General features: G+C 32.3%; 12 protein-coding genes. 10 read left to right on the plus strand and 2 right to left on the minus strand.

Annotated features, from left to right (window positions below; all coding sequences use genetic code 11):
- Positions 1 to 48: 48 nt before the first annotated feature.
- Positions 49 to 2,649, minus strand: a complete 2,601-nt coding sequence (gene clpB / locus ACKTTV_RS05650; protein ID WP_408029848.1) for an ATP-dependent chaperone ClpB — start codon at positions 2,647 to 2,649, stop codon at positions 49 to 51.
- Between the two features lie 247 nt (positions 2,650 to 2,896).
- On the opposite strand from clpB, the gene ACKTTV_RS05655 reads away from it, so the two are divergent.
- From ACKTTV_RS05655 to ACKTTV_RS05695, 9 genes are all read left to right on the plus strand, one after another.
- The gene (locus ACKTTV_RS05655) at positions 2,897 to 4,063 is read left to right on the plus strand and encodes an alpha/beta hydrolase-fold protein (protein WP_408029849.1); all 1,167 of its coding nucleotides are present in this window, start codon (positions 2,897 to 2,899) and stop codon (positions 4,061 to 4,063) included.
- 89 nt (positions 4,064 to 4,152) lie between these two features.
- Positions 4,153 to 4,545: a bacillithiol system redox-active protein YtxJ gene (ytxJ, locus tag ACKTTV_RS05660; RefSeq protein WP_408029850.1), complete on the plus strand. Its 393-nt coding sequence runs from the start codon at positions 4,153 to 4,155 to the stop codon at positions 4,543 to 4,545.
- A 70-nt stretch (positions 4,546 to 4,615) separates the two neighbouring features.
- Complete coding sequence (locus ACKTTV_RS05665; RefSeq protein WP_408029851.1) at positions 4,616 to 6,172, plus strand: DEAD/DEAH box helicase; 1,557 nt, start codon at positions 4,616 to 4,618, stop codon at positions 6,170 to 6,172.
- Positions 6,173 to 6,550: 378 nt separating this feature from the next.
- Positions 6,551 to 7,942 carry a type III PLP-dependent enzyme domain-containing protein gene (locus ACKTTV_RS05670; protein ID WP_408029852.1) on the plus strand — a complete coding sequence of 464 codons (1,392 nt, stop codon included), beginning with the start codon at positions 6,551 to 6,553 and terminating at the stop codon, positions 7,940 to 7,942.
- Between the two features lie 26 nt (positions 7,943 to 7,968).
- Complete coding sequence (speB, locus tag ACKTTV_RS05675) at positions 7,969 to 8,907, plus strand: agmatinase (protein WP_408029853.1); 939 nt, start codon at positions 7,969 to 7,971, stop codon at positions 8,905 to 8,907.
- 106 nt (positions 8,908 to 9,013) lie between these two features.
- A complete protein-coding gene (locus tag ACKTTV_RS05680; protein ID WP_408029854.1) occupies positions 9,014 to 9,982 on the plus strand; it encodes a deoxyhypusine synthase family protein in 969 nt (322 codons plus the stop codon).
- Between the two features lie 78 nt (positions 9,983 to 10,060).
- The gene (locus ACKTTV_RS05685) at positions 10,061 to 10,333 is read left to right on the plus strand and encodes a hypothetical protein (RefSeq protein ID WP_408029855.1); all 273 of its coding nucleotides are present in this window, start codon (positions 10,061 to 10,063) and stop codon (positions 10,331 to 10,333) included.
- 15 nt (positions 10,334 to 10,348) lie between these two features.
- Entirely contained in the window at positions 10,349 to 10,612 is a 264-nt protein-coding gene (locus ACKTTV_RS05690; protein WP_408029856.1) for a hypothetical protein, read from the plus strand.
- A 155-nt stretch (positions 10,613 to 10,767) separates the two neighbouring features.
- Positions 10,768 to 11,034, plus strand: a complete 267-nt coding sequence (locus ACKTTV_RS05695; RefSeq protein WP_408029857.1) for a hypothetical protein — start codon at positions 10,768 to 10,770, stop codon at positions 11,032 to 11,034.
- 57 nt (positions 11,035 to 11,091) lie between these two features.
- On the opposite strand, the gene fahA is transcribed toward ACKTTV_RS05695, so the two are convergent.
- The gene (gene fahA, locus ACKTTV_RS05700) at positions 11,092 to 12,372 is read right to left on the minus strand and encodes a fumarylacetoacetase (RefSeq protein ID WP_408029858.1); all 1,281 of its coding nucleotides are present in this window, start codon (positions 12,370 to 12,372) and stop codon (positions 11,092 to 11,094) included.
- Positions 12,373 to 12,574: 202 nt separating this feature from the next.
- Here fahA and glyA point away from each other — a divergent pair, with 202 nt between their 5' ends.
- Positions 12,575 to 13,849 carry a serine hydroxymethyltransferase gene (glyA, locus tag ACKTTV_RS05705; protein WP_408029859.1) on the plus strand — a complete coding sequence of 425 codons (1,275 nt, stop codon included), beginning with the start codon at positions 12,575 to 12,577 and terminating at the stop codon, positions 13,847 to 13,849.
- Positions 13,850 to 13,980 lie beyond the last annotated feature (131 nt).

The raw sequence follows: 13,980 nt of genomic DNA on the forward strand, positions 1-13,980 counted from the left end.
AAAAAAGGTAGCAATTTGCTACCTTTTTTATTTTTTCCATTCTATCTGCTATTGAACCAATTCGGACTGATTTCTGAAAACTAATTGATCATCAAATGAGTCTAATAGAATAATACTGTCCGTAGTTACCTTTCCAGAAAGAATTTCTTTCGAAAGTGCGTTTAATACCTCTTTTTGAATCACTCTTTTTACCGGACGGGCACCAAATTCTGGTTGATATCCCTTTTTAGCCAAGTATAAAATAGCTTCTTCGGTAGCATCAATGGTTATGTTTTGTTTTGCTACCATTTTCTTAACGCTATTTAATTGTAGCTCAACAATATTTTTAATATTGTTTTCAGACAATGGAGTAAACATTACGATATCATCAATTCTATTCAAAAACTCCGGACGTACACTTTGTTTTAACAAGCCTAGCACTTCAGTTTTAGCCAATTCCATTGTAGTATATATGTCTTGCTTCATGTTTTCGAACTTCTCTTGGATAATATGACTTCCCATATTCGATGTCATGATGATAATAGTATTCTTAAAGTCGGCTACTCTACCTTTGTTGTCCGTCAGCCTTCCTTCATCTAAAACTTGTAATAAAACATTAAACGTATCCGGATGCGCTTTTTCTATTTCATCAAGTAACACTACTGAGTAAGGTTTTCTTCTAACAGCTTCGGTTAATTGCCCACCTTCATCATACCCAACATATCCTGGAGGCGCCCCTACTAATCTACTTACAGAATGACGTTCTTGATATTCGCTCATATCTATACGGGTCATAGCATTCTCATCATCGAATAGATAATCAGCAAGAGCTTTTGCAAGTTCAGTTTTACCAACTCCTGTAGTTCCTAAGAATAAAAATGAACCAATAGGTTTATTAGGATTTTGTAGTCCAGCTCTTGAACGTCTTACGGCGTCAGAAACGGCTTCAATTGCTTCGTCTTGCCCAACCACACGTTTGTGTAATTCAATTTCAAGATTCAATAATTTTTCACGTTCAGATTGTAGCATTTTCGTTACTGGAATGCCTGTCCATTTTGCAACAACTTCTGCAATATCATCATAAGTTACTTCCTCTTTTATTAAGGAGTCTTCTTTTTGATTAGCTAGAACAACTTGTTGTTCATCAAGTTGCTCTTGAGCTTCTTTTATTTTACCATATCGTAATTCAGCAACCTTACCATAATCACCATTTCTTTCCGCTTTATCTGCTTCCAGTTTAAATTCTTCAATTGACGATTTTAACTGTTGAATTTTTTCTACTACACTTTTTTCAGATTGCCATTTTGCATTTATTTCGTTTCTTTCTTCTTTAAGATTTGCTAAATCGGCGTTCAAAGATTTTAATTTTACAGCATCATTCTCACGTTTAATAGCTTCAATCTCAATCTCAAGTTGCATTATTTTTCGATCTAAAACATCAAGTTCTTCAGGCTTAGAGTTGATTTCCATTCGTAATTTCGACGCCGCTTCGTCCATTAAATCAATAGCCTTATCTGGTAAAAAACGATTGGTTATATAACGTTGTGAAAGCTCTACAGCACCAATAATCGATTCATCTTTGATTCGTACTTTATGATGTGTTTCATATTTATCTTTAATTCCTCTTAGAATCGATATTGCACTTTCCGTGTCGGGTTCATCTACAATAACCTTTTGAAACCTTCTTTCAAGAGCCTTATCTTTCTCAAAGTATTTTTGATATTCATCAAGAGTGGTAGCTCCAATAGCCCTTAATTCTCCTCTGGCAAGTGCTGGCTTCAAAATATTTGCGGCATCCATAGCACCTTGACCACCACCGGCTCCAACTAAGGTGTGTATTTCGTCAATAAAAAGTACAATATCTCCCTCTGATGTTGTTACTTCCTTTACAACACTTTTTAACCTTTCCTCAAATTCACCTTTGTACTTGGCGCCTGCAATTAAGGCTCCCATATCCAAAGAGTAAATTTGTTTGTCTTTTAAATTTTCAGGAACATCACCGCGAATAATTCTATGAGCTAATCCTTCGGCTATGGCCGTTTTACCAGTTCCTGGTTCACCCACTAAAATAGGATTGTTTTTGGTTCTTCTTGATAAGATTTGAAGTAAACGCCTTATTTCTTCATCTCTACCTATGACTGGATCTAGTTTACCATCTTGCGCTAATTGGTTTAAGTTCTTTGCATATTTGTTTAAAGAATTATAGGTTTCCTCAGCACTTTGAGAAGTAACACGATCTCCTTTTCTTAATTCTTGTATAGCAGCGGTAAGGTTTTTTTCTGTTATTCCTTGGTCTTTTAAAACCTGAGATATTTGGCTTTTAGATTTAAAAATTGAAAGAATTAAATGTTCTATGGAAACATATTCGTCATTCATTTTCTTAGCAATCACCGAAGCTTCTGTAAGTGTTTTTCCAGCTTCTCTTGAGAGCACTAATTCAGTACCAGAAACCTTGCTAAAACTTTCTAGTTGTTTGTCTAATATTTGTTGAACAACTTGAACGTTTACATTTAGTTTTTTTAAGATAAAAGGTAACACGTTTTCATCAACAATAAAAAGTGCTTTAAATATATGTTCGTTTTCAATTTGGTTATGTGAATAACCTTGCGCGAGTTGTTGCGCTTGTTGTATTGTTTCTTGAGATTTTATCGTATAATTGTTGAAATTCATAATCATTTTATTTTACACAAGACAGGTCAAAATCAATACCATTACCTAGATATTGATAAAAGTAGACATAATGGCAGCTTATAGTTGGTTTTTGCTGACTTTTTGGCTTTCATGTTTGTTTTGTTCATAGAATGGTTCCTATTATATTAAAATAGGTTAAAGTGTTGTTAAAAAAGATTCTTGTTTGTGTTAAGTTGTGAATCCACAGTAATTTAGAATAGAAAACTAGTGAAAATGATAGTTAAAAATGAAGAATTTAATTGTTTTAATTGTATTGTTTATTTCTGTCTGTAATTTTGGACAAAAGAAGACTAATGATATAGTGCTTGGAGAGGAGCTCGTAATTGCATCGAAATATTTAAAAGACACTAAAAGCTTGCAAATATATTTGCCTGAGAATTACGAGGAAAAAAAACTGAATAAAAAGTTTCCAGTTCTGTATATTCTAGATAGTCAATGGTTTTTTTCAAGTGGAGTTGGAGTACAACAATCTTTAAGAGATAATGATATACTTCCAGAAATGATTATTGTTGGTATAAAAACAGATAGTTCTGGAAGGTATACAATATTAGGAGAAGAGAAGCTTAATTTTGAATCTTTTATTAAAAAGGAATTGATTCCTTTTATAGATTCAAAGTTTACCACTTCTAAAGTAAGAATTTTGTTTGGATGGGAATTTGCAGCTTATTTTTCGAGTGAAATACTTTTAAAAAATGACACATCTTTCTTAGGGGCGATTGCATGTAATGGAGGTTATGTTGATACTCTAACTTTAAAAAACCTGGAACTCGAAAAAACAAAATATTTGTTCTTAGCAAACTCTAAGAAAGATATTTATAATATATCTTCAACTGAGTCATTTAAGAAGTCTCTAACCGGTATTAAACCATCTAATTTAATTTGGCATTATCAATTGTTTAATGAGGAGTTTCATGAATCATTACCATATATTTCTTTGTATAAAGGGTTGAGGTTTTATTTTAAAAACTTTGCATCGTTACGTTTTGAAAGCATAAAGGAGTTTGAAGATATGGGAGGTTTTGAGTATTTAGAGAGTTATTATAAAGATAGAGGAAAACGATTTGGGTTACCTTCGGAAATCGATGATGGAGTTAAAAACAGCCTTATATGGTTGGCATGGAAAAGAGATAACTTTACCTATTTTAAGATTTTCATGGAAAAATTTAAGGATGTTTTACAAACAAAAAGATACCAATCTGGATATTGGCAAAATAGATTAGGGCAGTTTTATTTAAAGTACAAAGATTTCAATAATGCAATAAAACATTTTGAAATAGGTGTTTCAAAATACAAGGATAGTAAACAAATAACTAAGATTTACACAGGGCTGTCAAAGGCATATAGAGCGATAGGTAATAACGAAAAGGCGCAGTTTTTTGAAAAAAAAAATTAAAAAAACTTTAAATAAATTTGTCGAACAATTCATATATAAGAAATTGAAAGGAATGTTCAAATAAACCGTCAATACTTAAAAATATATTCATGGGAATTATAAATTCACTTTTCGGAAGTTCAGATAAAAATAACAAGAAGAAAGAATCCTTTGTTAACTGGATTCCTCTTACCAGTATAGAACAGTTAAATGAAATAGAAAACATATCGGAAAGCGAACCAGTTGCTATATTCAAACATTCAACACGATGCGGAATTAGTAGTATGGTTATTCAACGTTTTGAAAAGAGTTTTGATGAATCTTTGAAAGATTTTAAGGTTTACTATTTAGACTTATTGAGCTATCGTAACATTTCAAATGAAATTGGTTATAAGTTTCAAGTTTTACACCAGTCGCCTCAATTACTAGTGATAAAAAATAAAGAAGCGGTAGCACATGCTTCTCATTACGACATTGCTGGAATTGATTTAAAAAGTTTTTAAATTTTCCGCCAATTTCAGCGGAATTTCCTCAAATTCATCGTATTTTTGCTATCTTCAAAATAAGATAAAATTGAGTAAAGAAACAACGACGACCAAGAAAATTGTAGGTAAAAACTTATACGATTATCAAAAGGAATCGATCCACAAGATTTTTAAGAGTTTTGAAAATGCCCCCGAAAATTATCATCTTCTTTTCCAATTACCAACAGGAGGTGGAAAAACGGTTATTTTCTCTGAAATAACTAGGCAATATTTAAAGCATTATAAAAAGAAAGTGTTAATCATGACACACCGAATAGAACTTTGTAAGCAAACGGCAAGAATGCTTCGTGAGTTTGGTGTTGACAATAAGATTATTGATAGTAAGGCAAGTTTAGATGATCAAGGCAATTTCGATTGTTTTGTAGCGATGGTTGAAACGCTAAACAACCGTTTAAATGATGATATGCTCGATATTTCTGATGTCGGGTTGGTTATTATTGATGAGGCTCACTATAACTCTTTTACAAAACTGTTTAAGTTTTTTGATAAGTCATTCATTCTAGGAGTAACGGCAACACCGTTAAGTTCGAATATAAAGTTACCAATGAAAAACAACTATGATGAGTTAATCGTAGGTGAGAGTATTGGAACATTAATATCGAATGAGTATTTAGCAAAGGCCAGCGTATATTCATATAATGTTGGATTAACCTCATTAGAGGTGGGTGCAAATGGTGATTATACCGTAAAGTCTTCAGAAGATTTATATACTAATACAGATATGCTTTCTAAGCTTTTACAGGCTTATGAAGAAAGAGCAAAAGGTACTAAAACGTTAATATTTAATAATGGTATTAACACTTCTCTACATGTATATGATACATTTAAGAGGGCAGGGTATCCAATTGCTCACTTAGATAATACAAACACAAAGAAGGAACGTGATTTTATCTTAAAATGGTTTAATAAAACTCCGAATGCCATTATTACTTCGGTGAGTATCTTAACTACTGGATTCGATGAGCCCTCTGTTAGGTCGATTATCTTAAACAGAGCAACAAAGTCGCTAACATTATATTATCAGATGATTGGAAGGGGATCGCGTATTTTACCTGGAAAGTCTGGATTTAACGTTATTGACTTAGGTAATAACTTTCACAGATTTGGACCTTGGGGTGCTGATTTAGATTGGCAGAAAATGTTTAGAGCACCGAATTTCTACTTGGATAACTTGTTAACTGATGAAGAAATTGAGAGCGATTTTAGATATGAGTTACCAGAAGATGTTAAAAAAGAATTTGCAAACTCTGAAGATCTTTACTTTGATGTAAAAAAGGTTTACGTTCAAACCATTCAGTCAGGACAATCGTCAAAAAAGGTTTTAGAGAAATCTATAGAGCATCATGCTAAGTTGTGTATTGAGAATAGCGAAGATGTTTTTGATGCTTTAATACTTGCTAAAAAATTAGGAGGCGACATTGATGATAGAATTTTTAGATATTCGAAATGTATTTGTAAGAGTACTCATAATTTTATTGATTGGTTGCAAGATGATTATAGAAAAAAGCTAAATGCATATTTAAGAAATAATTTCGATGAGGTGTATGAACAAATTCATGGTCATCCTCCTCCAGAAGAAGAATAAAAAAAGTGGTTTTTACCACTTTTTTTTTGTTTATACCTTTCAATAATGCAATTTTTTTTTGGTAAAATGAAAGATTTATTTTGCCGTTTCGAAAAATAATTTATTTTTGGAATACTTATTATAAGTTAAATGTTAAGTTTTACTTATTTCGTTTTCAGTTTTTTACGGAAGATAAATAACTGTTTGGTGTTTCAGAAACGCAACGAAAGAATAAAGGTTTCTTCCAATTTTAAAATCGTTACTCCACAAATATTAATACTTCGTGGTGTTTTTTTACAGCTAAGAGTTTAGTTTATTTTTTCAATTAAGGTTATTAAAAATTAACTCCTTATTATGGTTATAAGGAGGAATCGGTGGCTATAATTTTATTTGAAAAAAATGAATACTAAATATAAAGATTTAATAGAGCAAACATTTGATTTTCCTCAAAAGGAATTTGATATAAATCAAGGAAACTTGTTTTTTCATGGTATTGATTTATCTAAATTGATAGAACAATATGGAACTCCTTTGAAATTTACATACCTACCTAAAATTTCAGAGAATATTAAAAGAGCTAAAAAATGGTTTTATGAAGCCATGCAAAAGCACGACTACAAGGGAAGGTATCACTATTCATATTGTACCAAAAGTTCACACTTTAAATATGTGTTAGATCAAGTTTTACAGAATAATGTCCATATTGAAACCTCTTCTGCTTTTGATATTGATATTGTAAAATCCCTGAAGGAAACAGGTAAATTATCTGATAATGCCTATGTATTGTGTAATGGTTTTAAAAGAGATCAATACATAGCGAACATTGTAAGTTTAATTGATGGAGGACACACGAATTGCATTCCTATTATAGACAATTATGAAGAGTTAAACCTAATTTTAGAAGAGACTAAAAGTAAGTTTAAAATAGGAATAAGAATTGCTTCAGAGGAAGAACCAAAATTCGAATTTTATACGAGTCGTTTAGGAATTGGGTATAAAAATATTGTTTCTTTTTATGAAAGAGAGATAAAGGACAATCCTCAGGTAGAGCTAAAAATGCTTCATTTCTTTATCAATACGGGGATAAAAGACAATGCCTACTATTGGAATGAATTACTTAAATGTTTGAAGGTTTATGTGGCTTTAAAGAAAATATGTCCTACACTAAATAGCCTTAATATTGGTGGCGGATTTCCTATTAAAAACTCTCTAGCTTTTAATTACGATTATCGATATATGATCGATGAAATCATCAATCAAATAAATGAGGCTTGTAAAGAAGGAGAGGTTGAAGTTCCAGACATTTTTACTGAGTTTGGAAGTTTTACTGTTGGGGAAGCGGGAGGAGCCATTTATGAGGTATTGTATCAGAAAAAACAAAATGATCGTGAAAAATGGAACATGATAAATTCTTCATTTATAACGACACTTCCCGATTCATGGGCGATTAATAAAAGATTTATTTTATTACCTATAAATCATTGGAGTAAAAATTATGAGCGTGTTTTATTAGGTGGATTAACCTGCGATAGTGATGATTACTATAATTCGGAGCAACATATTAATGCTATTTATCTACCAGTTTATGAGAAGGAAGCCCCATTATATATTGGTTTTTTTAATACGGGTGCCTATCAGGAAACAATAGGTGGTTTTGGCGGATTACAGCACTGCTTAATTCCGAGCCCTAAGCACATTTTAATTGATAGAAACGAAAATGGAGATATAACTACTAAGTTGTTTAAAGAGCAGCAAAAAAGTGAAGAATTACTTGATATACTTGGATATTAACCTTAACCCTTTATAAAATTTAAAAAATGAAAAATAGAACTTATGCTGGTATTCCTGAAGAATATAGCAAGTTGGAGAAAGCTAAAATTGTATTAATTCCTGTTCCTTATGATGGTACGAGTACGTGGCAAAAAGGCGCAGACAAAGGACCAGAAGCGTTTTTAGAGGCTTCCGAGAATATGGAATTATATGATATTGAAACGGAAAGCGAGGTTTATAAAGAGGGAGTGTATTTAGCAGATGCAGTTACCGAAAGTTCTTCACCAGAGTCTATGGTCGATGAGGTTCATGCAATAACGAAAAAATACATCAATAAAAATAAGTTTGTTACCATTTTTGGAGGAGAACATTCCATTTCTATTGGTACAATTAGAGCATTTAATGAATGTTATAATAATCTAACAGTATTACATATTGATGCCCATGCCGATTTACGTAAGGAATATGAGGGAAGTGCTTGCAATCATGCTTGTGCAGTATACGAAGCAAATCAACAAACGAATTTAGTTCAAGTAGCTATACGAAGCATGGATATTTCTGAAACTAGAGTAATGAATAAGGATAAAGTTTTCTTTGCTCATGAAATGGCTACAAATGAATATTGGATGGACAATGTGATAGAACAATTAACAGATAATGTTTTTATCACTTTTGATTTAGATGCTTTTGATCCTTCCATTTTACCAAGTACAGGAACCCCTGAGCCTGGTGGTTTGTTTTGGTACGAAACATTAGATTTTTTACGTCAAGTTTTTGAAAGTAAAAATGTGGTCGGGTTTGATATTGTTGAACTATGTCCAAATGAAAATGAAAAGTCTTCTGACTTTTTAGCAGCAAAATTGTATTACAAAATGTTGAGTTATAAATTTTGCCTTGATAAAGAAGATTATTTTGAAGAGGATGAAGATGAAGGAGAAACATTGATAGCATCTAAATTTAAGGGAGATTTCGAGGAAGATTATTAATTCTTGGGTATTCTCTAAAACAAAAATAAAAGATAACTATGGCTTATTGAGAACTTAATTCTGTTCTGATGAGTAGTAAATAACCTAAACAAAGCATTATAATTAAATGGATAAACCGATATCTAATTTTATTGAAAAGTATTTTTTACACTTTAATGCCGCTTCACTCGTTGATGCCGCTAAGGGGTATGAACAACAATTAGACAAAGGTTCTAAAATGTTGGTATCGTTGGCTGGAGCTATGAGTACCGCAGAATTGGGGAAAATTTTCGCTGAAATGATTCGTCAAAATAAAGTGCACATTGTTTCTTGTACAGGAGCTAATTTGGAAGAAGATATTATGAATTTGGTAGCACATTCTCATTACGAAAGAGTGCCGAACTACAGAGATCTAACCCCTTCAGATGAGTGGGACTTATTAAGCAAAGGCTTAAATCGAGTTACAGATACTTGTATTCCAGAGGAAGAAGCTTTTAGAAGATTGCAAAAGCATATTTTCAAAATTTGGCAAGATGCTGAAGCTAATGATGAACGCTATTTTCCACATGAGTTTATGTATAAATTACTCCTTTCTGGAGTTTTAGAAGAGTATTATGAGATTGATTTGAAAGATTCTTGGATGTATGCTGCTGCAGAGAAAAACTTACCCATGGTAGTTCCTGGGTGGGAAGATTCGACTATGGGTAACATTTTCGCTTCTTATGTAATGAAAGGAGAGTTACAAGCATCAACTATGAAGTCTGGTATAGAGTACATGACTTTTCTGGCTGATTGGTATACGGAAAACTCGGAGAATGGAATTGGATTTTTTCAAATTGGAGGAGGAATAGCAGGAGATTTCCCAATTTGTGTTGTGCCTATGTTGTATCAAGATTTGGAAAGAACTGATACTCCTTTTTGGAGCTATTTCTGCCAAATTTCTGATTCAACTACTAGTTATGGATCTTACTCAGGAGCCGTACCTAATGAGAAAATTACTTGGGGTAAATTAGATATTGATACACCTAAGTTTATTATTGAAAGCGATGCCACGATTGTAGCGCCTTTAATATTTGCATATTTATTAAAAATGTAATTTTTTGAATGTTGATTAGAACGATTGTTCAAAACATTTAAAGTTGCATTTCATCACAAAAACATTAAAAATAAATGGATGAAAAGAGTAATTGTAGATTATGCCAAATTAACAACAAACATTTTAGATTTGTTAGTTGAAAAGTATCCAGAAGGATATGAATACGATGATATTATAACGTTTCAAAACTCCAAAGGAGCTACAATAAGCGCCGTTGAAGTAAGAACTGATGATACAATTTATCTAGTTAAAATTAGTACTAAGCTCGAAAAGACCATGGAAAGCTATAGTGAAGATGAAGATTCTTTCAATTCAAATGATTTTGGTTTTGAAGAGGGTGGGAGTTTTTAATTTAAGCTTTTAAATATGAATTATTATAGCGCGGAACAATCGATAACAATGACGGGAGTGTTTGTTGGTTATGTCAATGGGAATTATGTTTTTCATATGGAAAATGATGATGTTATTGATTTTGAAAGAATCAATAAAGAAGTTTTAGAAATTTATAACTTGAAGGATGGAACTTTAAAAAACAAAAAGTTTGAAGTTGGTTACACAGAACTTTATGACGATTTAGATGATGAAGATTATGTTATTTTCAGGCTTGATAAGTTAAATGAATTATCATAATTTTTAGAATATTATCTGATGTAAAGAGTTCTTGTTGAAGATTCACAAAATTAATATATGCTTGACTTTAGTTTGAATAATTTTAAAGATTAGCTAATGATTAATTAATGTTAGTGAGATTACATTTGAATTTAGAAAAACATTAGAACAACCAAATGAAAAGAGTAATTGTTGATTACGCCAAATTAACTACTGATATTTTAGATTTGTTAGTAGAAAAATATCCAGAAGGATACGATTATGACGATATTGTAACCTTTAAAAATGTTGAAGGTTTAACTATTAATGCTATTGAAGTTCGAACAGAAGATACCGTTTATTTAGTTAAAATCAATACTAAGCTAGAAAGAACAATAGAGAGCTATATTGAAGATGAGAGCTCTTTTACACCAGAAGAGGTCAATGTCAGTTCAGAATATTAACAAAAAAATCCATTTCAAATTGAAATGGATTTTTGTTTATAAGGTAATAAAGCTCTTTTACTCTACAGCAGGTAATACTTTACCAGAGCAATCTCCAAATCCGATACGAACTTCGTTATTCTTTGCATAACCTCTTAAAATAACCGTATCGTTATCATTAATAAATTTACGCTCAGATCCGTCATTCATTTTTAATGGATTTTGTCCTCTCCAGCTTAATTCTAACATAGAACCATAGCTATCTTTAGTAGGACCAGAAATTGTTCCACTTCCCATCATGTCTCCTGCATTTACGGGACAACCGTTTACAGTATGATGAGCTAATTGTTGAACCATTGTCCAGTACATGTACTTAAAGTTAGAGTTACAAACGACAGTTTCTTCAGAATCTTCAGGTTTAATTGCTACTTGTAAATTAATGTCGTAACTATCTTTCCCTTCTTTCTTTAAATAAGGTAAAGGTTCATGTACTTGCTTTGGATTGTCTACTCTAAATGGCTCTAAAGCATCTAAGGTAACGATCCAAGGTGAAATTGTTGACGCAAAGTTTTTACCTAAGAAAGGTCCTAAAGGTACATATTCCCAAGCTTGGATATCACGAGCTGACCAGTCGTTAAATAATACCAAACCAAAGATATAGTCTTCAGCTTCTTCGATAGGAATTCTATCTCCTAAATCATTTGCAACAGTAGTAATGAAAGCCATTTCTAATTCAAAGTCTAATAACTTTGAAGGTCCAAATCCAGGCTTGTTCGTTCCTTCTGCGGGTCTAGATTGACCAATAGGACGACGAACTGGAGTTCCTGAAGGAATAATCGAAGAACTTCTTCCATGGTATCCGATAGGAATGTGTAGCCAGTTTGGTAACAAAGCATTTTCAGGATCTCTGAATAAGCTTCCTACATTAGTTGCATGTTCTTTACTTGCATAAAAATCAGTATAATCTCCAACACTCACAGGTAATTGCATTTCAATTTCCTCCATGGTGAAAATTACTTTATCTCTGTGGTCTGCATTATCACGTAATTTATGATTTTCAGCATCAAAAATATCCGCGATTCTATTACGAACTAAACGCCAAGTTTTTCTCCCGTCAGCAATAAAATCGTTTAAAGTATCTTGTAAAAATATATCATCGGTTAAAGGAATACCCTTAAAGTAGCCTAATTGGTGTAAAGCTCCTAAGTCAATGGCATAATCACCAATTCTAGTTCCAATGGTAATGATATCGTCTTTGGTTAAGAAAACACCAAAAGGTATATTTTGAATAGGAAAATCAGAGTCTACATCAACCGTTAACCATGATTTTCTATTTGGATTATTTGCAGTTATTTCCATTGAATTGTTATGTTTTATTTCTTTTCAAACCTACATATTTTTTTCAATTTACACCAGTGAAGTTGTCTAAAATATACGAAAACTCGAGCTTTATTAAGACATATTTAACGAATCGATTCAATCTTGTGAAAATACTTATAATCGGGCTTGTTTTACTTTTAAATTGATTACATTTGGCATCGAAATTTAACAACACATAATAATGCAAAGAGATCATCAAATTTTTGACCTAATAATTGAAGAAAATAAGCGTCAATTACATGGTTTAGAGTTAATTGCTTCTGAAAACTTTGTAAGCGAGCAAGTAATGGAAGCGCAAGGATCAGTTTTAACAAATAAGTATGCTGAAGGGTATCCAGGCAAACGTTACTATGGAGGATGTGAAGTAGTTGATGTTGTTGAGCAGATTGCAATTGACAGGGCTAAAGAATTATTTGGTGCTGAGTATGTAAACGTTCAACCTCACTCAGGTAGTCAAGCAAATACAGCTGTTTTTGCTACTTGCTTAAAGCCAGGAGATACTATTTTAGGTTTTGATTTATCTCATGGAGGTCATTTAACACATGGATCTCCTGTTAATTTCTCTGGAAAATTATATAATCCAGTGTTCTATGGAGTTTCTAAAGAAACAGGATTAATTGATTATGACCATTTAGAAAAGCAAGCTAATGAGCACAAGCCTAAGTTAATTATAGCTGGTGCCTCTGCTTATTCAAGAGATATAGATTTTAAACGTTTTAGAGAGATTGCTGATAGTGTTGGAGCTATTTTAATGGCAGATATTTCTCATCCAGCAGGATTAATAGCTAAAGGAATTTTATCAGATCCTTTACCTCATTGTCATATTGTAACAACAACGACTCACAAAACATTGCGTGGACCTCGTGGAGGGATGATTATGATGGGGAAAGATTTTGAAAACCCATTTGGTTTAACCTTAAAAAGTGGAAAGCCTAAGAAAATGTCTACATTGTTAAACGGATCTGTATTCCCAGGAAACCAGGGAGGACCATTAGAGCATGTAATTGCGGCCAAAGCCGTTGCCTTTGGAGAAGCATTAACTGATGGTTTCTTAGACTATCAAATCCAAGTTAGAGAGAATGCTAGAGCGATGGCAGCTGCATTTGTAGCTAAGGGATATGATCTTATTTCTGGAGGTACTGATAACCATATGATGTTAATCGATTTAAGAAACAAAGGAATTACAGGTAAAGATGCTGAGATTGCTTTAGGAAAGGCAGAAATTACAGTAAACAAAAACATGGTTCCTTTTGATACTGAGTCTCCATTTGTAACATCAGGTATACGTGTGGGAACTTCAGCAGTTACAACCCGTGGATTGGTTGAGGAAGATATGACTGTTATTGTTGACTTAATTGATGAGGCAATTCAAAATGCAGGAAATGATGAAGCCTTGGAAGCGATTTCTGAAAAAGTATATGATTTAATGCATCACAGAAGATTGTTTGTAATGTAATAAACTTTCTAATAAATATAATTTAAACCGAAGATCAAAAATCTTCGGTTTTTTTGTTAATATAGTTAATTCCAATATGTAGTTGTTTTAAAGGATGTTATGTTCAAAAAAAATGGCTAAATTGAGTGTCG

The sequence above is a fragment of the Tenacibaculum xiamenense genome (assembly GCF_964513065.1).
GTDB lineage: Bacteria > Bacteroidota > Bacteroidia > Flavobacteriales > Flavobacteriaceae > Polaribacter > Polaribacter xiamenense.

Excerpts from the sequence above, each read along its gene's own strand:
- ACKTTV_RS05670 (WP_408029852.1), top strand. The coding sequence starts at position 6,551 with ATGAATACTAAATATAAAGATTTAATAGAGCAAACATTTGATTTTCCT.
- ACKTTV_RS05695 (WP_408029857.1), top strand. The coding sequence starts at position 10,768 with ATGAAAAGAGTAATTGTTGATTACGCCAAATTAACTACTGATATTTTA.
- ACKTTV_RS05685 (WP_408029855.1), top strand. The coding sequence starts at position 10,061 with ATGAAAAGAGTAATTGTAGATTATGCCAAATTAACAACAAACATTTTA.
- clpB (WP_408029848.1), bottom strand. The coding sequence starts at position 2,649 with ATGAATTTCAACAATTATACGATAAAATCTCAAGAAACAATACAACAA.
- ACKTTV_RS05655 (WP_408029849.1), top strand. The coding sequence starts at position 2,897 with ATGAAGAATTTAATTGTTTTAATTGTATTGTTTATTTCTGTCTGTAAT.
- ACKTTV_RS05680 (WP_408029854.1), top strand. The coding sequence starts at position 9,014 with ATGGATAAACCGATATCTAATTTTATTGAAAAGTATTTTTTACACTTT.
- speB (WP_408029853.1), top strand. The coding sequence starts at position 7,969 with ATGAAAAATAGAACTTATGCTGGTATTCCTGAAGAATATAGCAAGTTG.
- glyA (WP_408029859.1), top strand. The coding sequence starts at position 12,575 with ATGCAAAGAGATCATCAAATTTTTGACCTAATAATTGAAGAAAATAAG.
- ACKTTV_RS05690 (WP_408029856.1), top strand. The coding sequence starts at position 10,349 with ATGAATTATTATAGCGCGGAACAATCGATAACAATGACGGGAGTGTTT.
- ytxJ (WP_408029850.1), top strand. The coding sequence starts at position 4,153 with ATGGGAATTATAAATTCACTTTTCGGAAGTTCAGATAAAAATAACAAG.
- fahA (WP_408029858.1), bottom strand. The coding sequence starts at position 12,372 with ATGGAAATAACTGCAAATAATCCAAATAGAAAATCATGGTTAACGGTT.